23 protein-coding genes are annotated in these 26,831 nt (G+C 69.5%); 7 read left to right on the forward strand and 16 right to left on the reverse strand.

Annotated features, from left to right (window positions below; genetic code table 11):
- Positions 1–22 precede the first annotated feature (22 nt).
- The 14 genes from murC to AB0L57_RS17785 all read right to left on the reverse strand — a co-directional run bounded on the left by murC (position 23) and on the right by AB0L57_RS17785 (position 16,649).
- Positions 23–1,468: a UDP-N-acetylmuramate--L-alanine ligase gene (gene murC, locus AB0L57_RS17720; RefSeq protein ID WP_364963471.1), complete on the reverse strand. Its 1,446-nt coding sequence runs from the start codon at positions 1,466–1,468 to the stop codon at positions 23–25.
- Between the two features lie 95 nt (positions 1,469–1,563).
- Entirely contained in the window at positions 1,564–2,736 is a 1,173-nt protein-coding gene (gene murG, locus AB0L57_RS17725) for an undecaprenyldiphospho-muramoylpentapeptide beta-N-acetylglucosaminyltransferase (protein WP_364962909.1), read from the reverse strand.
- Positions 2,733–4,241, reverse strand: coding sequence for a putative lipid II flippase FtsW (ftsW, locus tag AB0L57_RS17730; RefSeq protein ID WP_364962912.1), 1,509 nt, complete (start codon positions 4,239–4,241; stop codon positions 2,733–2,735). The genes murG and ftsW overlap by 4 nt, the downstream gene beginning before the upstream one ends.
- On the reverse strand, positions 4,238–5,701 hold the full coding sequence (gene murD, locus AB0L57_RS17735; RefSeq protein WP_364962914.1) for a UDP-N-acetylmuramoyl-L-alanine--D-glutamate ligase: 1,464 nt from the start codon (positions 5,699–5,701) through the stop codon (positions 4,238–4,240). Before murD ends, ftsW begins: the two co-directional genes overlap by 4 nt.
- A gap of 48 nt (positions 5,702–5,749) precedes the next feature.
- Complete coding sequence (mraY, locus tag AB0L57_RS17740) at positions 5,750–6,826, reverse strand: phospho-N-acetylmuramoyl-pentapeptide-transferase (protein ID WP_364962916.1); 1,077 nt, start codon at positions 6,824–6,826, stop codon at positions 5,750–5,752.
- A complete protein-coding gene (gene murF, locus AB0L57_RS17745; protein WP_364962919.1) occupies positions 6,823–8,367 on the reverse strand; it encodes a UDP-N-acetylmuramoyl-tripeptide--D-alanyl-D-alanine ligase in 1,545 nt (514 codons plus the stop codon). Before murF ends, mraY begins: the two co-directional genes overlap by 4 nt.
- A complete protein-coding gene (locus AB0L57_RS17750) occupies positions 8,364–9,977 on the reverse strand; it encodes a UDP-N-acetylmuramoyl-L-alanyl-D-glutamate--2,6-diaminopimelate ligase (RefSeq protein WP_364963473.1) in 1,614 nt (537 codons plus the stop codon). The genes murF and AB0L57_RS17750 overlap by 4 nt, the downstream gene beginning before the upstream one ends.
- A 380-nt stretch (positions 9,978–10,357) precedes the next feature.
- Entirely contained in the window at positions 10,358–10,639 is a 282-nt protein-coding gene (locus AB0L57_RS17755; RefSeq protein ID WP_364962921.1) for a hypothetical protein, read from the reverse strand.
- 126 nt (positions 10,640–10,765) lie between these two features.
- Positions 10,766–12,556, reverse strand: coding sequence for a penicillin-binding protein 2 (locus AB0L57_RS17760; RefSeq protein WP_364962923.1), 1,791 nt, complete (start codon positions 12,554–12,556; stop codon positions 10,766–10,768).
- A 125-nt stretch (positions 12,557–12,681) separates the two neighbouring features.
- On the reverse strand, positions 12,682–13,554 hold the full coding sequence (locus AB0L57_RS17765; RefSeq protein ID WP_364962926.1) for a hypothetical protein: 873 nt from the start codon (positions 13,552–13,554) through the stop codon (positions 12,682–12,684).
- A gap of 61 nt (positions 13,555–13,615) precedes the next feature.
- Positions 13,616–14,587 (reverse strand): 16S rRNA (cytosine(1402)-N(4))-methyltransferase RsmH, encoded by a 972-nt coding sequence (gene rsmH, locus AB0L57_RS17770; protein ID WP_364962929.1) that lies wholly within the window; start codon positions 14,585–14,587, stop codon positions 13,616–13,618.
- Positions 14,588–14,736: 149 nt separating this feature from the next.
- The gene (gene mraZ, locus AB0L57_RS17775; RefSeq protein WP_025348635.1) at positions 14,737–15,168 is read right to left on the reverse strand and encodes a division/cell wall cluster transcriptional repressor MraZ; all 432 of its coding nucleotides are present in this window, start codon (positions 15,166–15,168) and stop codon (positions 14,737–14,739) included.
- A gap of 484 nt (positions 15,169–15,652) precedes the next feature.
- Positions 15,653–16,081 (reverse strand): DUF3040 domain-containing protein, encoded by a 429-nt coding sequence (locus AB0L57_RS17780; protein ID WP_364962932.1) that lies wholly within the window; start codon positions 16,079–16,081, stop codon positions 15,653–15,655.
- A 124-nt stretch (positions 16,082–16,205) separates the two neighbouring features.
- A complete protein-coding gene (locus tag AB0L57_RS17785; protein ID WP_364962935.1) occupies positions 16,206–16,649 on the reverse strand; it encodes an SAV_6107 family HEPN domain-containing protein in 444 nt (147 codons plus the stop codon).
- Positions 16,650–16,868: 219 nt separating this feature from the next.
- Between AB0L57_RS17785 and AB0L57_RS17790 the strand changes: the two genes are divergently transcribed.
- The 5 genes from AB0L57_RS17790 to AB0L57_RS17810 all read left to right on the forward strand — a co-directional run bounded on the left by AB0L57_RS17790 (position 16,869) and on the right by AB0L57_RS17810 (position 21,932).
- On the forward strand, positions 16,869–17,489 hold the full coding sequence (locus AB0L57_RS17790; RefSeq protein WP_364962939.1) for a GNAT family N-acetyltransferase: 621 nt from the start codon (positions 16,869–16,871) through the stop codon (positions 17,487–17,489).
- Positions 17,486–19,048 (forward strand): NAD(P)/FAD-dependent oxidoreductase, encoded by a 1,563-nt coding sequence (locus AB0L57_RS17795; protein ID WP_364962942.1) that lies wholly within the window; start codon positions 17,486–17,488, stop codon positions 19,046–19,048. The genes AB0L57_RS17790 and AB0L57_RS17795 overlap by 4 nt, the downstream gene beginning before the upstream one ends.
- A 5-nt stretch (positions 19,049–19,053) precedes the next feature.
- Positions 19,054–19,878 (forward strand): carotenoid biosynthesis protein, encoded by an 825-nt coding sequence (locus AB0L57_RS17800; protein WP_364962945.1) that lies wholly within the window; start codon positions 19,054–19,056, stop codon positions 19,876–19,878.
- A 150-nt stretch (positions 19,879–20,028) separates the two neighbouring features.
- Positions 20,029–20,733 carry a DUF3153 domain-containing protein gene (locus AB0L57_RS17805; protein WP_364962948.1) on the forward strand — a complete coding sequence of 235 codons (705 nt, stop codon included), beginning with the start codon at positions 20,029–20,031 and terminating at the stop codon, positions 20,731–20,733.
- A gap of 32 nt (positions 20,734–20,765) precedes the next feature.
- Positions 20,766–21,932: a glycosyltransferase family 2 protein gene (locus AB0L57_RS17810; protein ID WP_364963476.1), complete on the forward strand. Its 1,167-nt coding sequence runs from the start codon at positions 20,766–20,768 to the stop codon at positions 21,930–21,932.
- On the opposite strand, the gene AB0L57_RS17815 is transcribed toward AB0L57_RS17810, so the two are convergent.
- Positions 21,916–22,620, reverse strand: a complete 705-nt coding sequence (locus tag AB0L57_RS17815) for a hypothetical protein (RefSeq protein ID WP_364962951.1) — start codon at positions 22,618–22,620, stop codon at positions 21,916–21,918. The two genes, AB0L57_RS17810 and AB0L57_RS17815, sit on opposite strands and share 17 nt — an antisense overlap.
- 216 nt (positions 22,621–22,836) lie before the next feature.
- Entirely contained in the window at positions 22,837–23,835 is a 999-nt protein-coding gene (locus tag AB0L57_RS17820; protein ID WP_364962953.1) for a methylenetetrahydrofolate reductase, read from the reverse strand.
- 273 nt (positions 23,836–24,108) lie between these two features.
- Here AB0L57_RS17820 and AB0L57_RS17825 point away from each other — a divergent pair, with 273 nt between their 5' ends.
- On the forward strand, positions 24,109–25,221 hold the full coding sequence (locus tag AB0L57_RS17825) for a polyprenyl synthetase family protein (protein WP_364962956.1): 1,113 nt from the start codon (positions 24,109–24,111) through the stop codon (positions 25,219–25,221).
- Positions 25,218–26,795, forward strand: a complete 1,578-nt coding sequence (gene crtI, locus AB0L57_RS17830; protein WP_364962958.1) for a phytoene desaturase family protein — start codon at positions 25,218–25,220, stop codon at positions 26,793–26,795. The genes AB0L57_RS17825 and crtI overlap by 4 nt, the downstream gene beginning before the upstream one ends.
- Positions 26,796–26,831 lie beyond the last annotated feature (36 nt).

Genomic DNA, 26,831 nt, shown 5'->3' on the forward strand with positions numbered 1-26,831 from the left:
CCGCCGGGCAGGGGCGTCACGATCACCGTCCCGACGGCGGGCGGACCCGCAGGCCGTCCAGGATCTGGCTACCCAGCATCGTCACATCGCCGGCACCCATGGTGATCACCACATCGCCGGCCCGGGCCAAGCCCGCGGCCTGGCGCCCCACCCGCGACATATCCGGTTGATAGTGCACGGGTTTGGTGACCGCCTGCGCAACCAGCGCACCGTTGACCCCCGGCAGCGGCTTCTCCCGCGCACCGTAGACATCGAGTACGACCACCTCGTCGGCCAGCGACAACGCCTTGCCGAATTCCTCCGCGAACGTGGCGGTACGGCTGTAGAGATGCGGCTGGAACACCACGATCACCCGGCCGGGGCGGGATCGAGCACCGTCGGCGGCCTCCTGGCGTACCAGCTCCGCCGCCGCGCCCAGTACCGCGCGGACCTCGGTGGGATGGTGCGCGTAGTCGTCGAAGACCCGCACGCCGTTCTCGCGACCCACGAACTGGAACCGGCGGTGCACACCGCCGAAACCCTCCAGCCCCTGCAGGATCTCGTCGAGATCGGCTCCGGCCGCCCGCGCGGCCAGCAGCGCCGCCAGTGCGTTGAGGGCCATGTGCCGACCGGGAACCGACAGGCGCAAGGTCCGTGGTGTGGTTTCGTCGCCGAGCTGCACGGTGGCCAGCCCGCCCACATCGCGCGGCTCCCAGGCCAGCAGCCGGGCCTGCACCGGGACCGGGACATCCGGCAACTCCGCCGAACCGTAACCGGCCACCCGGACGTCGAGTTCCCCGGCGGCCACGCGATCGGCGACCCGCTGGGCCAATGCCAGCGAACCCGGATCGTCGAGGCACACCACCAGCAGGCCACCGGGCACCAGCCGAGCCACGAAATCGTCGAAGACCTGGACGTAGGCTTCGTCGGAACCGAAGAAGTCCAGGTGATCGGATTCGATGTTGGTGACCACCGCGACATCCGGATCGTATTGCAGCAGTGACCCGTCCGACTCGTCGGCCTCGGCGACGAAGTATCCGCCGGTGCCGTGATGGGCGTTGGTACCCGCCTCGTTCAGCTCACCGCCGACCGCGAACGACGGATCCAATCCACAATGCTGCAGGGCAACCACCAGCATCGAGGTGGTCGAGGTCTTGCCGTGGGTGCCCGAGACCAGCAGGGTGTGATGTCCGCGCATCAGCTCGGCCAGCACCGCGGGCCGCAACAGCACCGGGACACCGCGTCGATTCGCCTCCACCAGTTCGGGATTGGTCTTCGGAATGGCGGCGTAGGTGGTCACCACGACACTGGGACCACCGGGCAGTAGATCCAGGGCGCTCGCGTCGTGACCGATCCGGACATGCGCGCCGCGGGCTCGCAGCGCCAGCACTCCCCGGCTCTCCTTGGCATCCGATCCCGACACCTGCCCGCCGCGGGCCAGCAGGATCCGCGCGATACCCGACATGCCGGCACCGCCGATCCCGACCATGTGTACCCGCTGCAGCAGTTCGGGGAGCTCGGCGGGCGCCTGGCCCGGCGTCACCGCGCCGTCGGCATTCGCCGCGGCCGTCTTGTGGTCCCCGGTCACCGGCCCGCCACCTCCACCACGATCCGCGCCACCGCGTCCGCGGCGTCACGATGCCCGGCGCCGGCGGCGGCGACCGACATGTTCGTCAGCGCGGCCGGATCGGTGAGCAGCGCGATCACCTCGTCCATCACGTATTTCGGCGTCATCTCCGCATCGGCGACGATTCGGCCACCACCCTGGGCCACGATCGGGCGCGCGTTGAACTCCTGCTCCCCGTTACCGTGCGGCAGTGGCACGTAGAACGCCGGCAGTCCGACCGCCGACACCTCGGCCACAGTCATCGCGCCCGATCGGCACACCGTGGCATCGGCGGCCGCATAGGCCAGATCCATTCGCGACAGATAGGGCACCGCAACGTATTTCGCGCCGTCCCGCCCCGACTCCGGATCCACACCACCCAGATCGAGGGTGTTCTTCGGGCCGTGCGCGTGCAGGACCGAGATCCCGGCCGCCAGCAGTTGCGCGGCCGCACCGGACACCGCCTCGTTCAGACGGCGCGCGCCCTGGGAACCACCGAAGACCAGCAACATCGGTCCCTGCTCGGGGAGTCCGAAATGCTCGCGGGCCTGCGCCCGCAGACCGACGCGGTCCAGGGTGGCGATCGATTCGCGCACGGGGATCCCGACGACCTCGGCATCGGCGTGGCCCCGCGCGCGCACACCCGAATTCGGTACGGCGGCGAGCACTCGCGCCGCCCGCCGGGCACCCACCTTGTTCGCGATACCGGCCTTCACATTGGCCTCGTGCACCACGAGCGGCACCCGCAGCGAACGGCCCAGCACCCCGCGCCCGACCGCCAGATAGGCGGGGACACACACGTATCCGCCGAATCCGATGATCACATCGGCCTGCACCTGGTCGATCACGGCACGGGTGCGGGCGACGGCCGCGCGGACCCGGCCCGGCAGCCGCAGCAGATCGGCGGTCGGCTTACGCGGCAGCGGCACCGGCGGAATCAGTTCCAGCGGATAGCCCCGTTCGGGAATCAGCGTCGTCTCCAGTCCGCGACTGGTGCCCAGGGCCGTGATCCGGATCGAGGGATCCAGCCGGCGCAGGGCATCGGCGACCGCCATCGCGGGTTCGATATGCCCGGCCGTTCCCCCACCGGCGACGATCACCGAGAGCGTCCGCTGCCCGGAAACCGTCGTCCCGCTCTCGCCGGTTGTCACCTCGAATTACCTCGTTCTCTCGCATGTTTCATCGGATAGCTGGGCTCCCAGGCCCGAGTGGTGCGCCACGACCCGGATCCAGCTGCCCCGCGCGCCTCCCGGCGGCCGGGCTCGGCGCCGCGCCGGCGTGCCGAATCCGAATCTATCGAGCGCCGGGGCGGCACCGGTGCCCCACCCCGGCTCTTACCGCCGCCACGGGACTTGCCCGGCTTCTTGCGGGCGGGCGGCAACTCCCGCCGCCGCGCACCGGGGACCGCGGCACGGCGGGCGCGAGCGCGCGCGGGGGCATAGGTTTCCGGAACCGGCAGCCGCAGCAATCGGCTGAACCGGCCGTCCTGGCCTGCCTTCAGCGCGGCGACCGCCTCGGGTTCCTGCCGCGCCGCACTCGCGATGAGACCGAACATCATCAAGGTGATCGCCAGCGACGAACCGCCCGCCGACACCAGTGGCAGCTGCAGACCGGTCACCGGCAGCAGACCCACCACGTAACCGATGTTGATCAGTGCCTGACCGGTGATCCAGGTGGTCGCCGCGGCCGTCAGCAGCCGCAGGAACGGATCGGCCGACCGGCTCGCGATCCGTAGCCCCACGAAGACGAACAATGCGAAAAGCCCCAGTACCAGGGCACATCCGAGAAAGCCGAGCTCCTCACCGATGATGGCGAAGATGAAGTCGTTGTGCGCGTTGGGCAGATAGCTCCACTTGGCCCGGCTCTGTCCCAGGCCGCGGCCCCAGATACCGCCGTCGGCGAGGGAGAACAGTGCCTGGCGCGCCTGATAGCCGATGCCCTGCGGATCGTCGCCGGGACTGAAGAACGCGCGCATGCGGTCGGAGCGATATCCGGCCGACAGCGCGAGGATTCCCGCGGCGACCGCGCCCGAGACCGCGATGGTCACGAACAGCCGGACGGGCAAACCACCGAACCACAGCAGCGCGACCAGTACCAGGCCGACCGCGATCGTGGTCGACAGATTCGGTTCCAGCACGATCAGCAGGCAGACGAGCAGACCCGCTGGCACCAGCGGCACCAGGATCTCCTTGTAGCCCGCCCGGCCGCCGCGCCGGGTCGCCAGCAGATGCGCGCCCCACACGATCAGGGTGACCTTGACGATCTCCGACGGCTGCAGCGAGACGAACCCCAGGTCGAACCAGCGCCGCGAACCCTGGACCTGCGAGCCGATCCCGGGAATCAGGACCAGGACCAGCAACAGCACCGAGATCGCGAACAACGGGAACGACAGCTGGCGCAGCACGCGCAGCGGAATCCGCAGTGCCAGATAGAACAGCACCGCACCGAGTCCGGCGAAGAACGCCTGCTGCACGAACAGCGAATAGGCCGAGCCGCCGTCGGCATAGGCCTCCACACTCGAGGCCGACAGCACCATCACCAGTCCGAGCACGGTGAGCAGCGTGGCGATCGTGACGACCAGGTGGAAGTCGGCCAGTGGGCGCGCCAGCCAGGCACCGAACCAGGTACCCGCGGGCTTGCGCGCCGTCTTCGTCACTGCTGGCTCCCGATATCTCTCTCGTCGAGTGCCTGGACCGCCGCCACGAAACTGCGGCCGCGATGGGTGTAATCGGCGAACATGTCCAGCGACGCCGCCGCCGGGGCGAGCAGGACGGTGTCGCCGCGACCGGCATATCCCGCGGCGATGCGTACCGCTCGGGCCATCACCGCATCCGCCCCGTCGATCTCGGCGACCAGCGATGCCGTGGAGAGTTCGCCGCTCATCTGTGCATCGTCACCCGAACCGAGCTCCACGACCGGGACATCCGGCGCGTGTCGCGCCATTGCGGCCGCGATCACGGCCGCGTCCTTGCCGAAAACCACTGCGGCGACGAGGCGATCGGCGACCTCCTCGATCAGGTCGTCGATGTGGGCGCCCTTGAGCAGACCACCGGCGATCCAGACCACCTGCGGATGGGCCATGATCGACGAGCGCGCCGCATGCGGATTGGTCGCCTTGGAATCGTCGACGAATCCCACACCGCACAGCTCGCGCACGAACGAGGCGCGATGCGGGCCCACCTTGTGTTCGGCCAGGCCCTCCTTGACGAACTGCGGTGCCACATCGATGGCGCGGGTCAGCGCGGCGGCGGCCAGCGCATCGGCCACACCGGCCGGTCCCTGCGGGCTGATGTCGGCCACCTCGGCCAGGATCGCGGCCTTGGTGAACGCACGATCGAGCAATTTGCCGTCGACCACGCCGAGTTCACCGTCGGCGGGCACACCCACCCGGAAACCGACGGTGCGGCGCGCCTTGGACTTTCGTGCCAGGGCCGCGGCCACCGCGTCGTCGAGGCCGACCACCCCCACCCGGCCGGTGAGCGCGCGCGCCTTCGCGGCGGCGTAGGCGTCCAGGCCACCGTGCCAGTCCAGATGATCCTCGGCGACATTGAGCACCACACCGGCCTCGGGACGGACCGAGGGCGCCCAATGCAGCTGGAACGACGACAGTTCCACCGCCAGGATCTGCGGTCCCGGGGTGCGCCGCAGCGCATCGAGAATGGGCAGGCCGATATTGCCGCAGGCGACGCTGGCCAGTCCGGCCGCGCGCAGAATCGCGTGCGTCATCTGGGTGGTGGTCGTCTTACCGTTCGTCCCGGTGATCACCAGCCACTTGCGCACCGGCCCGTACAGCCGTGCCTGATCGACCCACCAGGCGAATTCGACATCGCCCCAGACCGGAATGCCCTCGGTGACCGCCGAGACCAGCACCGGCGAATCGGGCCGCCAGCCCGGACTGGTGATGACCAGCGCGAACCGGGCCAGCGCATCGGGTTCGAGCAGTTCGGCGCCCGTCGCGGTATCGAGTCCGAGTTCGGCGGCCTCGGCCATCGCCTTCTCGCCGGCGTCGGTGACCACGGGCCGGGCGCCGATATCGCGCAGCGGCTCGATGAGCGAGCGGCCCGACACCCCCCATCCCGCGACGAGAACGTCACGGCCACGCAGAAATTCGAGCATGGGACCCGGTGATCGCAGGGTCCGCGGATTATGTTCGACCATTGCTGCTTACCCGACCTGAGAGAGGTATTCGCTGTAGAACAAGCCCAGACCGACTGCCGCCGCGATTCCGGCGAGGAGCCAGAACCGGATGATGACAGTCGTTTCCGCCCACTTGCTCAGTTCGAAATGGTGATGGAACGGCGCCATCTTGAACAAGCGGTTCCGGGTGGTCCGGAACACCGCCACCTGGAGCACCACCGACACCGTCTCGGCGACGAACAGCGCGCCGATCACGACCATCAGCAGTTCGGTGCGGGTGGTGATGGACAATCCGGCAAGCAGGCCACCGAGCGCCAGCGATCCGGTATCGCCCATGAAGATCTTCGCCGGTGCGGCATTCCACCAGAGGAAACCGACGCAGGCCGCCGCACCCGCGGCACACACCAGCGCCAGATCGAGCGGATCGCGTACGTTGTAGCAGCCGGCCTCGGCCTTGAACTCGCATGCGTGGTAGTACTGCCAGAACGTGATGATCACGTAGGCGCCGAGCACCAGGCTCATCGAGCCCGCGGCCAGGCCGTCGAGTCCGTCGGTCAGATTCACCGCGTTCGACCAGGCGACCACGACCAGGCAGACGAAGGCCAGGAAGATGATCACGCTCATCGAGACGGTGTTGATCTCGCGGACATAGGACAGATGCCGGCTGGCCGGCGTGCGCCCGTCCGCGCCGCGGAACTGCAGCGCCAGCACCCCGAAGATCACCGCGGATCCGAGCTGGCCGAGGTACTTGCCTGCCGCGGTCAGACCGAGATTGCGCTGTTTGCGCAGCTTGATGAAGTCGTCGATGAAACCGACCACACCCAGCGCGGTGGCCAGGCCCAGCACCAGCAGGCCCGAGACCGAGGGCCCGTCGGCGTGATAACCGATGCCGATCAGATGCGAGCCGAGATAGCCCGCCCACATACCGATCAGGATCGCCACACCGCCCATGGTCGGGGTGCCGCGCTTGGCCTGATGACTCTCGGGGCCGTCGATGCGGATCTCCTGGCCGAATCCGCGTCTGGCGAACATGCGGATCAGCAGCGGCGTCAGCAGGATCGACACCGCCAGCGCGATCCCCGCCGCGAACAGAATCTGCCTCATCCAGCTGCCTCCGTGCCCGCCTCGGGAGACGAACCCTGTGTTACCGACTGCGGACCCGATGCGAGCACATGCCGCGCCACCGCCCACAAACCGGCGGAATTCGACGCCTTGACAAGTACGACATCACCGGCCGCGATCTCGTTGTCCAGCACTGCGATCGCGGATTCGATGTCGGGTACGAGGATCGATTCCTCGCCCCATGAGCCTTCCATGACCGCGCCCTGGTGCAGCGCGCGGGCCGGGCGCCCGGTCCCGACCACGATCAGCCGGTCGACGTCGAGGCGCACCGCGAGCCGTCCGATCTGATCGTGTTCGACCACCGACTCCTCGCCCAGTTCGGCCATTTCGCCCAGCACCGCCCAGCTGCGCCGCCCGCGCGGGACGGCTGGTGTACCACCGCTGCCCGACATCGACACCAGCGCCTTGAGGGCGGCGCGCATGGAATCCGGATTGGCGTTGTAGGAATCGTCGATCACCGTGACACCGTCGGATCGGGTGCGCACATCCATCCGGTGGGCCGAATCGACGGTCGCACCGGCGAGCGAGCGGGCCACACTCGCCAGGTCCGCACCGCATTCGAGAGCGACGGCGGCCGCTGCCAGGGCGTTGGCGATCTGATGTTCGCCGTACACCGCGAGATGGACCTGCTCGGAAACTCCGCCCGCATGCAGGGTGAAGCGGGCCCGCGCGTCGGCATCGAGCACGATATCGGTGGCGCGCACATCGGCGTCGGCCGACTGTCCGTAGGTCACCACCCGGGCGCGAGTACGCGTGGCCATGGCCGCCACCCTCGGGTCGTCGGCGTTCAGCACCGCGATACCGGATGCCGGAAGGGCTTCCACCAGTTCGCCTTTGGCCTGCGCGATGGCGTCGCGGCCACCGAACTCACCCAGATGCGCGGTGCCGACGTTGAGGACCACGCCGATACTCGGCGGCGCGATTTCGGTCAGTGCCTTGATATGGCCGGGTCCGCGCGCGGACAGTTCGAGCACCAGGAACCGGGAATCGACACCCGCCCGTAGCGCCGTCCAGGGATGTCCCAGTTCGTTGTTGAACGATCCCGGCGGCGCCACCACCGTGCCCCGCGGTGCGAGCACCCGGGCCAGCAGGTCCTTGGTGGAGGTCTTTCCCGCCGAGCCCGTCACACCGACCACGGTCAGTCCACCGGCCGCCAGCCGATCCACGCTGGCACGCGCCAGCTTCGCGAGCGCCGCCAATACCGCGGCGCCCGATCCGTCGGAATCGTGGGCCAGGACGTAGGACCGGTTCGAGTCACCGGCCGGGCCGACCGGCTCGACCACCACCGCCGGCACCCCGACCGGGCGTGCCGCGAGCACGGCGACGGCACCGGACGCGACGGCCTTGGCGGCATATTCGTGCCCGTCGGCGCGCTCACCGGGTAGTGCCAGAAACAGGTCACCGGAATTGATTCGGCGCGAATCGAATTCGACCGCGCCGGTCACCGTCACCGCGGGGTCGCCCACATCGTGCAGCGTGCCGCCCACGATCTCGGCGATCTCCCGCAGAGTCATCTCGATCATGAAACCGTCAGGTCCTTGTCGTCGGCTTTTCGCGCCAGGGCCTGTGCCAGCACCTCACGGTCGTCGAACGGATACTTCACACCCGCAATCTCCTGCCCGGTTTCGTGTCCCTTACCCGCCACCAGCACCACGTCACCAGGCCGCGCCCAGTCCACCGCGGCGACGATGGCCGCGGTGCGATCACCGATCTCGCGGACCTCACCACGCTCGGATTCCGCGATCCCCAGCGCCCCCGCGCGGACCGCGGCCCGGATCTCGGCCGGATCCTCGGAGCGTGGGTTGTCGTCGGTGACGACCAGCAGATCGGCGCCCCGGGCCGCGGTGGCGCCCATCAGTGGCCGCTTACCGGCGTCGCGATCACCGCCGGCGCCCACCACCACCGCGAGCCGGCCGCCGGAATCACGCAGATGGCGGCGCAGCGTCGCGATCACCGACTCGATCGCGGCCGGTTTGTGTGCGTAGTCGACGAGGCCGAGCACCTCGTTGCCCGCGCCGACACGCTGCATCCGGCCCGGTACGTCGACCTCGCCGAGTGCCGCGGCCGCCGCCCGGACATCCGCCTTCGCGGCCGCGCACACGGCGAGCGCGAGCAGTCCGTTGGCGATGTTGTAGCGCCCGGGCAGCCGCAACCGGGCCTGCACCGTCCCCTCCGGGCCCACCGCGGTGAACTGCTGGCCGCCGTCGGGCAGGGTCGCGGCATCGGCGGCCGTCCATTGCGGTTCGGTCTCGCCGGTCGGGCACTCGGCGGTGGCGACCGTGACGACCGTCGCGCGGCCACTCGCCTCGCGTGCCAGGCGCCGACCCCAGGCGTCGTCGACACAGATGACGCAGGTATCGGCCGCGACCTGCCGCTGCGGTGCACCCGGATCGGGAACGAACAGCCGGCGCTTGGCGGCGAAGTAGTCCTCGAAATCGGCGTGGAAGTCCAGATGGTCCTGCGACAGATTCGTGAACGCGCCCACCTCGAAGTGCACGCCGTCGACCCGGCCCAGCGCCAGCGCGTGACTGGACACCTCCATGACCACGGCCTGCACACCCTGTTCCACCATCAGCGCGAACATCGCGTGCAACTGCGGCGCCTCCGGGGTGGTGAGCGCGCTGGGCACCCGGCGGCCGCCGATGCGGGTCTCGATGGTCCCGATCAGCGCCGTCGACAGTCCCGATGCGACCAGGCCCGCCTCGACCAGGTAGGAGGTGGTGGTCTTACCGGAGGTTCCGGTGATGCCGATGACCTGCAGCCGCCGCGACGGATGGCCGTAGAGCGCGGCCGACAGTTCCCCCAGGACGGCTCGTGGATCCTCGTGGACCAGGACCGGGACGGCCACCTCACCGATCAGCTCCGCGCCGGCGGCGTCGGTGAAGACCGCGACGGCACCGCGCGCGATGGCGTCCGCGGCGAAGCGGGCGCCGTGTGCCTTGGCGCCGGACAGTCCGGCGAACAGATCTCCCGGTTGCACGGCGTCGGATCGCTGCTCGATTCCGGTGATCTCGATACCGGCATCGCCGTCCCCGGCGGCAGCGATCCGGCGGGCCCCCGTCAGCTCGGCGACCGCGTGCACGGACGTCGGCGACAACTGGGCCGGTCGCAACACCTGCGGGCTGGGCTGCACGGGCACAGGGTTCCTCTCGATGGAAGCGGATTCGGATCGACGAGTCACACTACCGACGGTTCGTCACAGCCGGACAACGCGGCTCGGCGTTGCGACCGGTCCGGTGTGCACCGGCAGTGTCGCCGCCTGTGGGACACCGCTGTCGAGCTCGTTGTCGCGCCGATGCCGACCATCCGGACGCGCCGCACGAGAAGAACCATACCCATTGCGGAACAACGACTTCGACACCACGGCGACATGGCGGGTAACGGACGACGGAGGGGTACCCGCGGTGTGACCGCGGGTACCCCTCCGGAACCGCATCTCAACCGTCGACGTATTCGTCCGATGTGCTGGTGTCGCGGTGCTGGTGTCGCGCCCCTGTTCCCCAGGGCGGACACTCACCCCTGGAGTCGGCCGTCCACCGCCGCGAGCGACAGGCGGCGCGCAGCGCCCTGCCGTCCCTGAGGATAGAACAGCCCGTCGTCGGCCAGCCGGCAATCGACCCCGTACTTCTGGTGGCAGGCCTCCAGAGTCTCGCACCCCTCCTGAGGAGGGTACGCGCCGGGACGGCACTGCCCGTCGGCAACCGGCCCGGCGGACGCCGAGCCGACCCCCACCGTCCCGGAGATTCCCGCGACAACACTTGCCGCGAACAGCACAGAACCCACAAGGCGTTTCATGGACTTCCCCTCCCGAGACGCAGCCGCCGGTACCGGCGGACACTCGGCCTAAGATATCACGGCACGGCCCGGCGGAGGCCGAACAATCTGGACCGCAATGGATTCGGAGTATCGGGGACCGGCCGCTCAGTCGACTTCGGCCTGCAGCTGGAGGCGCGGTGCGGGCGGGGACGGCGGTACCCGATCGCGCTGCAAGGCCCACGACGCGATGTTGTGGAACAGCGGTGCGGCGGTCGGCACCCCGCTACCGTCGGTCGCGCGTTGCGGCTCGTCCAGCATGATCCCCACCACGTAGCGCGGATTGTCGGCCGGTGCGATTCCGGCGAAGGTGATGTAGTACTTGTCGTTGGAATAGCATCCGCAGTCCGGATCGGTCTTCTGCGCGGTCCCGGTCTTACCGGCAATCTGGTAACCGTCCACCGACGCCGACGGGCCCGTTCCCTGCTGGATGCCACGCGGATCCCGTTGCACGACAGACTCGAACATCGTTCGCAGGGTGGCCGATGTCTGCGGGCTCATCACCCGCACACCGTCGGGTTGCGACTGTTCGCTGCGTTTGCCGTCCGGACCGACGACGGCCTTGACGATCCTCGGCGGAACACGCACACCGTCGTTGGCAACCGCCTGGTACATACCCGTCATCTGCAGCAGGGACATCGAAAGGCCCTGTCCGATGGGCAGATTCGAGAAGGTCGAACCCGACCACTGGTTGCGTGGCGGCACCCAGCCGCTGGTTTCGCCGGGGAGTCCGACATCGGTGCGCCTGCCCAGTCCGAAACGATCGACCATCTCCGCGTACCGCTGTTCGCCGATACGCTGGGCGAGCATCAGCGTCCCCACATTCGACGAATGGCCGAAGATCCCCGTCACGGTGTAGGGCATGACCCCGTGCACCCAGGCATCGCTGACGTCGACGCCGCCCATGTGGATACTGCCCGGAACCTGAAGTACCTCGTCCGGCTTCGCGAGGCCGTATTCGATCGCCGCGCTGGCCGCGATGATCTTGTTCACCGACCCCGGCTCGAAGGCGTTGGTCACCGCCGGATTACCCATGTCGGCGCGTCCCCACGTCTGCGCGTCCTGTGCGGGATTGAACGTGTTGTCGTTGGCCATCGCCAGCACCTGACCGGTGTGCGCGTCCAGAACCACCGCCGAGGCGTTGTGGGCACCCGACTTGTCCTTGGCCTCCTGCACCTGCTGCTGGACGTAGAACTGCAGATCCGAGTCCAGCGTCAGCTCGACATCGGACCCGTTGACCGCGGGTACCTTGTCGCGTTCACTGCCGGGAATCACCGCGCCGTCGGATCCGCGGTCGTAGGTGTGCGACCCGTCGGTGCCCGCCAGCACCGAGTCCATCGATGCCTCGAGCCCGATCTGGCCGTGCCCGTCCCAGCCGGTGGCACCGACGATGTTGGCCGCCAGTGAACCACCCGGATAAACAGGTGTGTCCTGGCGTTCCATCCCGACCTCGGGGAAATCCTTGGCGATATCGTCGGCCACCCGCGCGTCGACGTTGTAGGCGAGGTAGACGAACTGATCGTCGCTGCGCAACTTCGCGAGCAGATCGGTTTCGCCGGGCGCGTCCTTGCCGAGCTTCTCGTGCAGGCCCTTCGCGATCGCCTGTAACCGCCGATCGACCTCGGGAGCCTTGTCGCTCTTGGTCCGGGCCTCGGCCAGCTCCTTGCGCACCGCGATCGGGCGGAAGTTCAGTTTCTTGGTCGCGACCATGAACGCCAGCGCCCGCCCGTCACGATCGAGGATCGACCCGCGTTGCGCCCAGTCGACCTGCGGCACCGCGCGCTGCGCGGCCGCCTCGGCGGACAGCGCCGGTGCGGAAACCGTTTGCAGCCAGAGCAATTGCATCGCCACGACCAGCAACGCCACCAGCATGAGAATGCGGCCGACTCCGAACCGCATGCGTGTGGCGGTGTCCTCCGGCGACCCCTTGGGCCGCGCGCGCCGCGGCCGGCCGGGCGCCGACCGCGCTCCCGCCCGGCCGCGACCCGTAGCGCCCCCGGTGGCTCTGCCTCCGCCGCGCGCACTCATCGATGCGCCTCGCCGGGGGCCGCCTGGGCGACCGGCATCTCACCGGCCGGAGGTGCGGGCGTGGGCGCGCCTGCCTGCGCCACCGGAGCCTCGACGGGTCCGGGGGCCGCCGGAGCCGCTCGTACCTGCGGCGGCGTCTGCGTCTGCTCGACCGGAGCCGGCTCGGCGGGCGCGGGCTGCCCTGGCTCCGACTGGCCCGGCGCGGCCTGCGCGGGCAGGCCCGGAGCCGGGTTCCGATCAGCCACACTCCGATCAGCCGGCGCGGGGGCCGGGGCCGGAGCGGGGGTGGTGGTCACGGGAACCAGTCGTTCACCCTGTGCCTGAGCGAGTTTCGGCGGCAGCGCACCGGGTGCGGCCGGCGTGGTGTTCAGCGGCGGTTGCGGCGGCCCTTCGGCGGGCGTCTCCTTGCCGACCACCGTGACCGTGCCGTCGGGCGCCACGAGCAGGCGTGCCGGATCCTTTGCCGGGATCATCCCCAGTTCGCGTGCCCGATTGGCCAGTTCGGGCGCGGAGTCGGCGGCTTCCACTTCCCGCTGCAGTGCGGCACGCTCGTCGAGCAGCTGCCGGCTGATCTTGCGGGCGTCACTGAGCTGATAGCTGTCCTCGGCGGCGTGCGTGGTCAGGACCAGAGTCACCAGCAGCCCGCAGCCGAGCAGCGCGAGAATGGCCGCCACGAACGGCAGCCGACCGGCCATCAACGATCCGGCACGCCCCGGCAGCGGCGGCAGCATCCGCTCCCCCGCCCGATTGCGCCGGCGCGCGTAGGCGCGCTGCGCCGCACCGGATTTCACGCGATCGGCGCTCTGCGCTCGCCGCGGGACGGACCGCTGGGCCCCTCGTGGCGCGTCCACCCGTGTCCGCACGCTCATAGTCCTGCCTCCCCTACCGTGTACCTGTGAGACTGGCCGTGCCCCCGATGCCGGATGCTGGTCATCCGGCCTGTTGTATTCGCTCTGCGGCCCGCATACGCACCGGTGCCGCGCGCGGATTCTCCTCGATCTCCACCTCGCTCGCCTTCTCCGCGCCCCGGGTCAGCATCGCGAATTCCGGTCCCATCCCGGGCAATTCGACGGGCAGGTCCAGGGGCGTCCGGGACGCCGCGGCCTGGGCGAGGATCTGCTTGACGACCTTGTCCTCGAGCGACTGATAGGACATGACGACGATCCGCCCGCCCACCTCCAGTGCCCGCAGCGCCGCAGGCACCGCGGCCTGCAACGACTCCAGTTCCCGATTGACCTCGATCCGCAGCGCCTGGAACGTCCGCTTGGCGGGGTGCCCACCGGTGCGCCGGGTCGCCGCCGGTATCGCGTCGTAGAGCAACTCCACCAGTTGCGCGCTCGTGGTGAACGGCCGGCCGGCGCGACGCCGCACGATCTCACCCGCGATCCGGCTCGCAAACCGTTCCTCGCCATAGGTTTTCAGGATCCGGGCGAGATCACCGTGACTGTAGGTGTTGAGCACCTCCGCCGCCGTGAGGCTCGCGGTGGGATCCATGCGCATGTCCAGCGGAGCGTCCACCGAATAGGCGAACCCACGATCGGCCTCGTCGAGCTGCATCGAGGACACGCCCAGATCCATCAGCACCGCCCGAACGGATTCGCTGTCGGACAGGCCGGCCTGGCGCAGCGCGTCGGGCAGGCCGTCATATCGGGTGTGCACCAACGTGATTCGGTCCGCGTACGGCGCCAGCCGTTCACCGGCCAGCCGTAGCGCTTCGGTGTCACGGTCCAGCCCGATCAGGCGGATCGTGGGATAGGTACGGAGAAAGTACTCGGCATGCCCGGCCAGCCCGAGCGTGGCATCCACCAGTACGCCACCGGATTCCAGTGCCGGACCGAGGATTTCGTCGGCTCGCCGCAGCAGAACCGGAACATGGCGCGGGCGGTCGCTGTCATGATCCACCTCGACCTCCCGAATCCTGGCTCACAGCACTTGCGACGAATCGGCGGCCAATGCCTCGAGGTCTCTGTCCGAAGCACGGCACCTGGCGTTGGGGAAGTACGTCAGGGTCCGTGTCGGGCAGAGGCCGCGGGGCACTCGCCTGTCTCGGATCAGAAAATTCCGCCCAGCGACTCGTCTCCTGCCAGCGAGTAGTCCTCCTCGTGCTCGGCGAGGTAGGAATCCCACGCCTCTTTGTCCCAAATCTCGAGGAAATCGACCGAGCCGATCACGACGCAGTCCTTGCTGAGATTCGCGTAGCGGCGATGTTCGCCGGACAATGTGATCCGGCCCTGTCCGTCTGGACGCTGCTCGTCCGTGGACGCCGCCAGAGCACGAACGAAAGCCCTTGCCTGCGGGTTGCTTCGGGACGCCGCTGCGGCTCGCCGCGCGAGCGCGGTGAACTCTTCTTTGGGATAGACGGCAAGGCTGTGGTCCTGACCTTTCGTGACCATCAACCCTCCCGCCAGTTCATCGCGAAACTTTGCCGGCAACGTCAGTCGCCCTTTGTCGTCCAGCCGAGGCGTGTAGGTACCGAGAAACACAGTCTCGACACCTCCCGCTCGATCACCTCGTCTGATCGACCACTATCAGTGCGCGCTCCACATTACCCCACTTTCCCCCACTTTCAATCGAAAGATGCGGTGATCTCGATCCCCGGAATCGGGATTGTCCTGGTCAACTCAGCTATCACTATGGTGGGGAGTTTTCGCCGAGTTCCCCCGACCCGTGTCGCCACACCGGCGCCCAGCCCGACAACGATCAGCAAACCCGCAGCTGGGAAGGGCTCGCACGCTCGGTGGGTGCGAGTGGGGAATGCCGGTGGGGAAGGGTGGGGATCCGAGGGGTGCGCGAATTCGACACCGGGCGAATGCGATCCGCACCACATCACGAAAACCGAAACGACACGCCGCGATGCACGGCGTGTCGTTCGATGATCTTCAGTTCTCGGCTACCCGGGGAGACCCATGGCAACTGTCACGCAACCACTCCCGATACTCGCACCTGCTCAGCGGGCGCGAGCTGGGCTCAGTTGTCCTGTTCGAACCGGCGACGGAACCGGTCCTCCATACGGGCGGAGAAACCACCGGTCTTGCGTTGCTTGCTCTTTGCCGAATGCCCGTGAGCGCCGCCGGGACCGGGGGACGCGTCGCCCTTGTCCCGGCCTCCCTTGGACATGCCCGAGCCACCGAGCAGCAACAGAACACCCGCACCGAACATCACGATGAAGCCGAGCAGGCTGATGATGGGGAATCCGCCCGGCTTCACCGGCAGGGCGATTCCCGCGACCAGAAGAACGAGGCCGAGGACGAAGAGCGCGGCCGCCTGAAGTCTGCGTCTTCCGGTGGCAGAGCGAAGCCGTCCACCGCGAACGGTCGAGGCGAATTTAGGGTCCTCAGCATAGAGCGCGCTCTCGATCTGTTCGAGCATGCGCTGCTCGTGCTCGGAGAGTGGCACGGTACCTCCCCCGGCACTAGGTCCTGGTTGTCGCCTCCGGGTAGACGACAAGTAGCCGACCTTGGCGGCTACTGCCACCAATGATACGAGTTCGATCAGCGTGCTACCACCTACTCGCCGATGTTCACGCCGTACCGTCACCCGGACGGCCCGCTGCGGGGCGCAACCGGACGGCGGTAATCGACAGCGCGTCCTCCACATCTCGCAGGAATGCCTCCACCCGCGAGGCGAACTCGTCGGCCTGGACATCGCTGATGGCGCGGTCCAAGCCGGCCTCGAGCGCGGCGCGCAGTTCGGAGAAGGAACTGAAGTAGTCGGCCCACATGACGAACTCCGGCGCCGCCTGTTCCATGAGCACCCAGGCATTGCGCGAGCGCGCCCGCGGGGCGCGATCGGCTCCCGTCGCGGCCAGTACCGCACCGGCGCCACGCAGAGCTGCCAGGTACGCGGTACGCAGCCGCTCCCGGGGATCGGGCTCGGCCCAGGCCTGCACAACCATCGTGTCGGCGCGGTCGAGCAGTCCCCCGGCCCGGCCCGCACGTCGTGGATCGTCCATCCGACCAGCCATCACGGCACCTCCACATTCCGCATACCCGCCCCGGTCGACCGATCGGACCGAACAGATATTCGAACGTTTCAATTGAATGTGAATATAGAGACGACCACCGACAGACTTTCGCCCCGAACGACATCCGCGCACCCTGGATATGGCCCACCCGCACCCGGCCGCGCTCCGCACGGCCCTCCCAGAGACAGAGACGGCCCCCGAAGATATGGCTTCCCGCAGATGACCGCCGTCAGGCACACTCCCGCTCCCGTCGTCGTCGATCTCCCGGCCACGACCCTGCGCCATCGGCTGCACGACGCGCTCGCGGTGTACGTCGCGGCCATGGACTATCCGCGTGGCACCGAACACCACCGCGCCCCGATGTGGGCCGAGCACACCACCCGTCCCGGGTGGCAGGCCGTCGCCGCGCTGGTTCCCGACGACAACGGCCATGTCGACGCGCGGACCGCGCCGATCGTGGCGATCGCCTACGGATATCACGGGGCACCCCATCAGTGGTGGCATCAGCAGGTGCACACCGGTATGCGCCGATCCGGCTGGCCGGAGCAGGCCGCCCACGATCTGCTGGCCGACTATTTCGAGCTCACCGAGTTGCACGTACACCCCGCGGCGCAGGGCCGCGGTATCGGCGAGACGCTGCTGGTGCGGCTGCTCGAACAACGCGACGAGTCGGCGGTCCTGCTCTCGACGCCGGAGGTCGACCGCGAGGACAACCGCGCCTGGCGGCTGTACCGGCGGCAGGGCTTCACCGATGTGGTGCGCCACTTCGTCTTCTCCGGCGACACCAGGCGATTCGCCGTCCTCGGCCGGCGGTTGCCGATGCGGGTACCGCCGCAGTGACGACGCTGATCATCGGATCGGGCCACAATGCGCTGGTCGCGGCGTGTTATCTGGCGCGCGCCGGGCATCCGGTGGAGGTACTCGAGCGCGACGACGTGCTCGGCGGCGCGGTGTCGACCGTGGAGCGGTTCCCCGGCCATCTGGTCGACCGCGGTTCCTCCGCGCACATCATGATCCGGCACACCGGGATCATCGAGGAGCTCGAACTGGCCCGGTTCGGTCTGCACTACATCGACTGTGATCCCTGGGCTTTCGCACCGGCGCCACCGGGATCCGCGGCCCCGCCGATCGTCTTCCACCGTGATATCGCGCGGACCTGCGCCGCCATCGAGCGCGCCTGCGGCGGCCGCGACGCCGAGGCCTACCGCCGATTCGTCGCGGTGTGGGGACCGCGGGCGCGACGGGTCATGCGATCGTTCGGTGGCGCGGCCACCGCGGGCCGCTTCGTGCGCTCGTTCTGGGGCCTCGACGCGCGCGGCGGCGCGAGCGGCCTGTCCCGGGAATTCCTCCAGTCCGGAGACGCGTTGCTGGACACCTGGTTCGACAACGAGCGGCTCAAGGCCGCGCTGGCCTGGTTCGGCGCGCAATCGGGCCCGCCGATGTCGGAACCGGGCACCGCGCCGATGGTCGGCTTCGCGGCCCTGATGCACACGCTGCCACCCGGCCGCGCGGTCGGTGGCAGCGGTGCGCTGACCACGGCACTGGTGGCTCGCCTGCGGTCCGATGGCGGGGTCGTCTCGGCCGGCGACGCGGTGACCGAACTGCGCCGCGCGGGCGACGGGTGGCGGGTGCGCACCGCATCGGGCCGGGATCTGTCGGCCCGGACCGTGATCTCCGGCGCCCATGTGCTGACCACGCTGGATCTGTTGCGGCGTGGCGGCTTCGATGGTTCCGTGCTCGACGACTGGCGCCGTCGCATCCGCGTCGGTCCCGGTATCGGGATGGTGGTGCGCGCGGCGACCACCGGGCTCCCCGGCTACGCCGGTGCCACCGAAGCCGAGTCCGCCCGCGGCCTGCAATTGCTGGTCAGCGATCGGCGGCAGCTTCGCCTCGGCCACGCCGCGGCCCTCGCCGGCGAGTTACCGCCCCGCCCGGCCGTGCTGGCGATGAGTTTCAGCGCCCTGGATCCCACCATCGCACCGCCTGGTGAACACCAGCTGTCGCTGTGGGCACAGTGGCATCCGCACCGGCTCGCCGACGGCAGCGATTGGAGCGCGCACGGTGAGCGCGAGGCCGATCGCATCATCGCCGAGGTCGACGCGCTCGCACCGGGTTTCGCCGGTTCCGTGCGGCAGCGGTTCGTGCAGACCCCCGTCGACTTGGAACGCGAACTCGGGTTGATCGGCGGCAATGTGATGCATGTGGAGATGTCGCTGGACCAGATGTTCTTCTGGCGGCCGCTGCCGGAACTGTCGGACCAGCGAGTGCCCGGCGCGCCCGGTCTGTATCTCACCGGCGCCTCGACCCATCCCGGTGGCGGCGTCTCCGGCGCGAGTGGGCGCACGGCGGCACAGCTGGTGTCGCGGGCGCTGCGGCGCCGTCGCTTCACCCGCCGGTGACCGCGGTGCGGTGGCCGGAACCGACCGCCACGCTGTGGCCTGCGCTCACCGCGGCGGCCTGGGTGGCCGCCCAGATCGCCTACCCGCTCACCGAGAGCACCGCACGCGACCGGGTGACGATCCTCGTCGTGGTCCTGTCGGCGGCGACCGCGCTGCTGCATGCCCGCGCGGTCCGCGGCATCGGGTACGCGGCCGGATTTCTGGTGATCGTGGCGGGGCTCGGCCTGCTGGCCGAAACGACGGGCACCACAACCGGATTCCCGTTCGGCTGCTACGACTACGCGCACGACCGGCTCGGGCCGGAACTCGCCGGGGTGCCGCTGCTGGTCCCGCTGGCCTGGGTCGGCGGGCTGTATCCGATCCGGGCGGGCGCGGCACTGCTGTGCCGCGGCGCGGGAGCGCAGATCGCGCTCACCGCGGCGGGGGCCGTCGGGTGGGATCTGTCTCTGGATCCGCAGATGATCGCCGACGAGCAGTGGCGATGGTGCTCGACGTTGCCGGGGCTGCCCGGTCTACCCGATATTCCGTACAGCAACTACCTCGGCTGGTTCACGGTGGCCGCCGTGATGGCGACGCTGATCATCGTGCTGGAACGTCGGTGTCCGGCGCGGATGTCCGCCCCGGCGGTGCCGATCGGCGTGCTGTTGTGGACCTGGTTCGGATCGGGACTCGCACACGCCGTTTTTCTGGGCCTACCGGTCTCGGCCGGATACGGGCTGGTGGGGCTGGGCGTCGTCGCCGTGCCGGTCGTGGTGACGCTGGTGCGCGCGCCCGATCGAGTACGCGCGCGGCCCGGCGGACTCCCGGATCCCGCGGATGCCCGGCCCTGATTCGGGCCGCCGCGACGCCCTCCCCGGCCGGCACCCTCGGAGCGTTCCGGCCGGGACACCATTCGCCGGCCCGGCAAACCCCGTCGCGTGCCGACGATCACGGCGGCGCATGGCACGATATGTGCCGTGCAGCCGCGTCCGACACCTTCGATGCCCGACTCGCCCCACCCGCCACGCCGGCCCCGCCGTCATCGCATCTGGCCGGTGGCGTTGCTGGCCGTTCTGCTCGCGCCGTTGCTGGCCGGGTGCCTGCGGGCCCAGGTGTCGATGGGGGTGTCGTCCAACGACCGGGTCTCCGGACATCTCGTGGCGGCGGTGATTCCGGCCAACGACAAGGACAAGGGCCCGGAACTGAAGGCTCCCGAAACCCTGGCGGCGAAGATCCGCGTCGAGCCCTACAGTCAGGACGGTTACGTCGGCAGCCAGGTCTACTTCGACGATCTGACCTTCGGCGAGGTGCAGCAGCTCGGTGGTCTCTCCGATCAGACCCAGGGCATGTTCAATCTGCAGTTCAGCCGGGCCGGGGACAAGGTCAGCCTCAGCGGCCGGGTGGATCTGAAATCCGTTCCGCCGCAGGGCTCCGACATCCAGTTCACCGTCGCCTTCCCGGCACGCGTGGCCACCACCAACGGCACCCGCCAAGGTGATTCGACGGTCTCGTGGAAACTGCCCGCCGGTGACGTGAGCACGGTCAAGGCCGAGGTGAGCTACGCCGATCCGAACACGCGTTCCTTCGCGGGGTGGGCCGGCATCGTCGGTGGTATCACCCTCGCGGTGGCGGCGATGGTCGCCGTGCTGGCCTACCTTTTCCGCAATCCCGCGCCCTGGCAGCAACGCGAGCGACAGGACGCCTGATCCGATATTCGGTGGCCACACCGCGGGCGGTGATCGGTCCACTCGTCACCGGAGGTACCGCGGTGGCGGGTCTGGGATGTGTACTGGCGCTGGCGAATCTGTTCGCCGTCAGGCGGTTGCGGTCCGACACCACGCCGGTGATCGAGCCGGTGATGGTCGTCGTCCCTGCCCGCGACGAGGCGTCGCGGTTGCCGGGACTCATCGCGGATCTGCGTGCCCAGCAGGGTGTTTCACGGCTCCAGGTATGGATTCTCGACGACGGTTCCATCGACGGCACCTTCCCGGCGGCGGTCGAGGCGATCGGCGAGGACGACCGATTCTCCGTGGTCTCCACCGATCTCGCTCCCGCGCCAGGCTGGACCGGTAAGACCGCGGCATGTGCGCGGCTGGCAGAAATCGCCGGCGTCACCACCGATTCCGTGGACTCACCGCCGGGGGCCCTGATCTTCCTCGACGCCGATGTCCGATTGCGGCCGCGGGCGATCGCCGCGGCGGTCAGCGAATTGCGCCGCAGCGGCGCGGGCCTGGTGACCCCGTGGCCCTGCCAGCGATCCGGTTCGATCGCCGAGGCCCTGGTCCAGCCGCTGCTGTGCTGGTCATGGGCCACCACGCTGCCGGTGCGGATCGCGGATCGGACTCTGCGGCCCTCGACCGCCGTATCGTGCGGCCAGTTCCTGGTCTTCGACGCGATGGTGTACCGCGCGGTCGGCGGACACACCGCGGTGGCCGGCGCGATCACCGAGGATCTTGCACTGGCCCGGGCTCTGCGCCGGAGTGGGCATCGCACCACGCTGGTGGCCGCCGGAGATCTGGCGAGTACCCGGATGTACCGGGGCGCAGCGGAACTCGACGAGGGCTACTCCCGGTGGCTGTGGTCGGCCTACGGGTCCACCGCCGGTGCCCTCACCGTGGATGCCGTCGCCGCGCTGAGCGGTGTACTACCCGCGCTGGCCGCGGTTCTCGGCACCGGACGGCTGCGCCGTACCGGGGCCCTCGGCTACACACTGGGCGTCACGAGCCGGCTGCTCGCACGGTCGCTGGAGTCCGGAACCGGACCGCGCGGCGCCGATATCGCCGCCGCGCTCGCGCATCCGGTCTCGGTCGGCGCCTACCTGCGCCTGTCGGCGCGATCGCGGCGATCGCGCCGGCGCGGCACGCTGACCTGGAAGGGACGATCGGTGCTCAGGGCACCGAAGTGATGCCGACCGTCGGCAGGAACAGGCAGGTGCGGTCGCCGTTGCGAACGGTGCCGAACATCGCCGCCAGCACGGTGCCGGACCCGGTGTCCACCGGCACCGCGCGCACGCCCCCGACCGGCAACGCGGACAGGAAGAAGTCGCGAATTCCCTTTTCGAATGCCGGGCGTACCTCCGGCGGCAGTGTCGGCGGGATCATCGAGTCCACGATCTGCGATATCGGGCCCATGGCCGCGAAGCCGCCCCGGCCGGTCGAGGCGTTGAACCACGCGACCTGCATACCGGAGGTGTCGGCGCTGTCGGGGCCCAGGCCGTAGGGCACGAAGGCGAACATCGTCTGCCCCGCCTTCACCGCGGACAGATCCAATCCGGGAATCGGCACCGCGAGCCGCGGCCACGGGCCGGGCACCGCTCCGGCCAGCGCCGGCACCAGCCCCAGCGTGCTGCCGTCCTGACAGAACGCCGCCGCCGACGGATAGAGGAAGGGCTCGATTCCGAGCTGTTTCACACTGTCGACCGCGGCCTGATAGGCACCGAGCAGATCGGTGGCCGCGGCCGGCGACCCCGCGGCCGCGACGGCTGCGCGCGGGTCCGGCGGTGCGGCGGTGGCACTCACCGCACCCGCGAAGGTCAGCGCGCCGGTCACGGCGATCGCGGCGGAAAGACGGACGACACTGTTCACCACGGCCATCGAATCTCCTGTGTCTCTGCGGAACACCCGCGCCCGGTCGCACCGACGGGACTTCGCATCATGTCTCGTCGGTGCTGCTGATTCGAGCGGAACATCCGCACCAGGGTCGGTCGGCGGGCCGCACGAACACGACGCGCCGGCCTCCGCGTCATCACGGTGCAGAGAAAGTACCGCCGGTCGTCGCGAATCGGCGGCGACTCGCCGGTGTGGCGAGGATCAGGCGCTCACGGCCGTCGCGGTCACGGTATAGCCGAGATTGGTGAGCACCTCGGTGGTCGCCTTGGCGAAGTTCAAGGTGATGAAGTGCAGGCAGGGGGCACCCTCGTCGATCAGCCGCTGTCCGATCTCGGTGGCGATCTCGATACCGGCGGCGCGCACGGCGCTGCGGTTGGCCTCCGGGTCGTCACCGGCCGCACGTTCCAGCCGCTGCATCACCCCGGCGGGCAGCGCCCGGCCGGACAACTCCTCGGCCCGCTGCACGGTGCGCAGCGAGGTGATCGGCATGAGCTCGGGAATGATGGGCTTGGCACCCTGTTCGGCGTCGCAGGCCGCCACCCGATCCCGCAGGCGCAGATAGTGATCCACGTCGAAGAACATCTGGGTGATCGAATACTCCGCTCCCGCACGCAGTTTCGACACCAGATAGCGGGTGTCGTGATCGAGATCGGGAGACCGGTGGTGCCCTTGCGGGAAGGATGCCACCCCGACGTGGAAGTCCCCGAGACCGCACACCATGCGGACCAGTTCTTCGGCGTATTCGACACCCTCGGGATGTTTGGTCCACTCCCCCAGCGGCTCGCCCGGCGGATCACCACGCAGGACGAGCATGTTGCGGATGCCGGCATCGGCGTAGCTGCCGATGATGGACCGCAGCTCACTCACGCTGTGGCCGACCGCGGTGAGATGTGCGACGGTGAGCAACGTGGTCTCGCGGGCCAGCTGACCGGTGATCCGCGCGGTGCGATCGCGGGTGGAACCGCCCGCGCCGTAGGTCATCGACACGAATGCCGGATGCATGCGCTCGAACTCGCGGGCCGCGCGCCACAGCCGGGCCTCGGCCGCCTCGTCGCGCGGCGGATTGAATTCCACCGAGAACGGGATGGTGCCGTCGGCCCGGGGCCGCAGCTGCCCGACGACGGACGGAGTTCCGGAAACCTGCGGCGTCCGGGAAGGTCGGCCAGGGGTCGATCGTCCCCGTACGTTGTCGAAACTCACCGGTTCAGTCTAGTAGGAGCGCAGGTACCGGCGGCCCGTCCCGCTGCCGACGACGCCCCCGCCCGCGTCCGGAACCCGGCCCCACCCATCGCGCGTGACCCGCTGCGACCGGGCTCACCCCCCACCTAAGGCCATGCCGGGCGGTGGAACCGACGCAGTAAGGTTCTGGTGGTCCGGCGGGTCACGGCCAGCGCGGCCGTTCCCCGTGGCGCACCGGAGTGACTTCCGGCCCGCCCGTTACGGCCCGCCGATGGAAACTATCTGGAGGTTGCGTTGTCCGTTGGTCCGGCCAGCCCGGCACGTCCGGCGCCGAACGATTCCGCGGCACTGGTGCAAGCGGTCGAACAGGCACTGACCGGCTTCTTCGCCGGTCGCGGTGAACTGGTTTCGGAATTGGGACCGGTATTCGTCGACGCCACCGCCGCCCTCGAGGACTTCGTCCTGCGCGGTGGTAAGCGCACCCGCCCGGCCTTCGCGTGGACCGGCTGGCTGGGCGCCGGGGGTGATCCCGACGGACCCCATGCCGAGGCGGTTCTCACCGCGTGCTCGGCCCTCGAACTGGTGCAGGCGTGCGCGCTGATCCACGACGACATCATCGATTCCTCCCGCACCCGGCGCGGATTTCCCACCGTGCACGTGGATTTCGAACGCCGCCACCGCGAACGCGGCTGGGGCGGGGATTCCGCGCACTTCGGTGTGAGCGTCGCCGTCCTGCTCGGTGATCTGGCCCTGTCGTGGGCCGACGACATGATCGCCGCCGCCGGGCTCGACGCCGCGGCCCGTGGCCGGTTCGCCCCGGTGTGGGCGGCGATGCGCACCGAGGTGATGGGCGGACAGCTGCTCGATGTGCACGGCGAGGCCGGTGCCGACGATTCGGTGGCCGCGGCGCTGCGGATCAATCGGTACAAGACCGCCGCCTACACCGTCGAGCGGCCCCTGCACCTGGGGGCGGCACTGGCCGGTGCGGACGCGGACCTGATTACGGCGTATCGCGAGTTCGGCACCGATATCGGGATCGCCTTCCAGCTGCGCGACGATCTGCTCGGTGTCTTCGGCGACCCCGCCGTCACCGGCAAACCCTCCGGTGACGATCTGCGCGAGGGCAAGCGCACCGTGCTCGTGGCCGAGGCACTGCGCCGCGCCGACGCCGGCGATCCGGCCGCGGCGGGCCTGCTGCGCGAGTCGCTCGGCACCGATCTGAGTCCCGAACAGGTCACCCGGCTGCGTGCCATGATCACCGATCTGGGAGCCGTCGACGATGTGGAACGGCGCATCACGGAGCTGACCGAACGGGGACTGGGCGCCCTGGCCGCCAGCTCGGTCACCCCGGAAGCCGGCGCCCGGCTGCGCGCGATGGCGCTGGCGGCGACCCGGCGCGTGGCATGAGAACCGTTGCGGGACCTACCGATCGAATCGTGGTGGTGGGCGCCGGGCTTTCCGGTCTGGCCGCCGCACTCCACCTGACCGGTGCCGGACGCGCGGTCACCCTGATCGAACGCGCCGGGGATCCCGGTGGCCGGGTGGGGTTTCATCGCGGCCCGGACTACGAGATCGATTCCGGTGCCACCGTGCTCACCCTGCCCGGGCTGGTCGAGGAGGCGCTGGCGGCGGTCGGCTCCGATGCCGCGGCGCACGATCTGCGGATCCATCCCGTGGATCCGTCGTACCGGGCACGTTTCGCCGACGGCACGATCATCGGCGTCCACGCCGACCCCGAGGCGATGGCCGCCGAGGTACGCCGCACCCGCGGCCCCGAGGAGGCTGGCCGCTACCTGGAACTTCGCCGCTGGCTGGCGCGGATCTACACCGCGTCCTACGGCGAGTTCATGGATACCAATTTCGATTCGCCACTGGATATGGTGCGCCTCCCGGCCAAGCGGGCGGCCCTGTGGGATCTGGTACGGCTCGGCGCCTTCGGCCGGTTGGGGCCGCGGGTGCATCGAATTCTGCGGGATCCGGAGCTGGCCCGGCTGTTCACCTTTCAGGCGCTGTACGCGGGTACGGCCCCGGCCCAGGCGCTGGCGGTCTACGGCGCCATCCCCCATATGGACACGTCGCTGGGGGTGTACTTCCCGGTGGGCGGAATGCGCGCCGTCACCGCGGCCCTGGCCGCGGCGTTCACCGGCGCCGGCGGGCGGCTGGAACTGAACTGCGAGGTCACCGGGATCGACTACCGCGACGGGCGGGCACGACGCGTGCGCACCGCGGACGGCCGCGGATTCTACTGCGATGCGGTGGTGCTGACCGCCGATCTGGGATCGCTGGACCGGTTCGGCATCCACCGCCGCCGCCCGCTGCGCGCCTCGCCGTCGGCGGTCGTCGCACACGGCACCGTTCCGGCCGAGGTCGCGGCCCGGTGGCCGGTCCAGGCTCATCACACCATCGAATTCGGGCAGGAGTGGGATCGCACCTTCCGCGAACTCACGGCCCGGCGCGGCCGCGGACGGCTGATGAGCGACCCGTCGCTGCTGCTGACCCGGCCGGCGCTGTCGGATCCCACCCAGTTCGTCGAACGCGCCGCCGGAACGTGGGAGCCACTGTCGCTGCTGGCACCGTGCCCGAATCTGCGTGCGGCCCCGCTGGATTGGGAACGGATCGGGCCCGCGTATCTGAGCGAACTGCTGAACGTGCTGCAGGCGCGGGGATATCACGGGATCGCAGAGCACTTCACCGTCGACCACCTCGACACCCCGCAGACCTGGCACGATCGCGGCATGATCGCCGGGACTCCGTTCTCGGCCGCACACCTGTTCCGCCAGACCGGCCCCTTCCGCACGCGCAACCTCGCGCGCACACCGGGCAATGTCGTATTGGCCGGATGCGGTACCACACCGGGTGTCGGGGTGCCGACGGCCCTGCTGTCGGGCAAACTGGCCGCCGAACGTGTTGTCGGCTCCTCGCGGCACGTCGCCGGCGCCAACGCGCCGACCGGCGCGCTAGTGTTGCCGGCAAACCATTAAACTGGCCCGCGACCAACCACTCGCCGCGGTCCTCGA

Origin of the sequence: Nocardia sp. NPDC052254 (assembly GCF_040679495.1) — a bacterium.
GTDB lineage: Bacteria > Actinomycetota > Actinomycetes > Mycobacteriales > Mycobacteriaceae > Nocardia.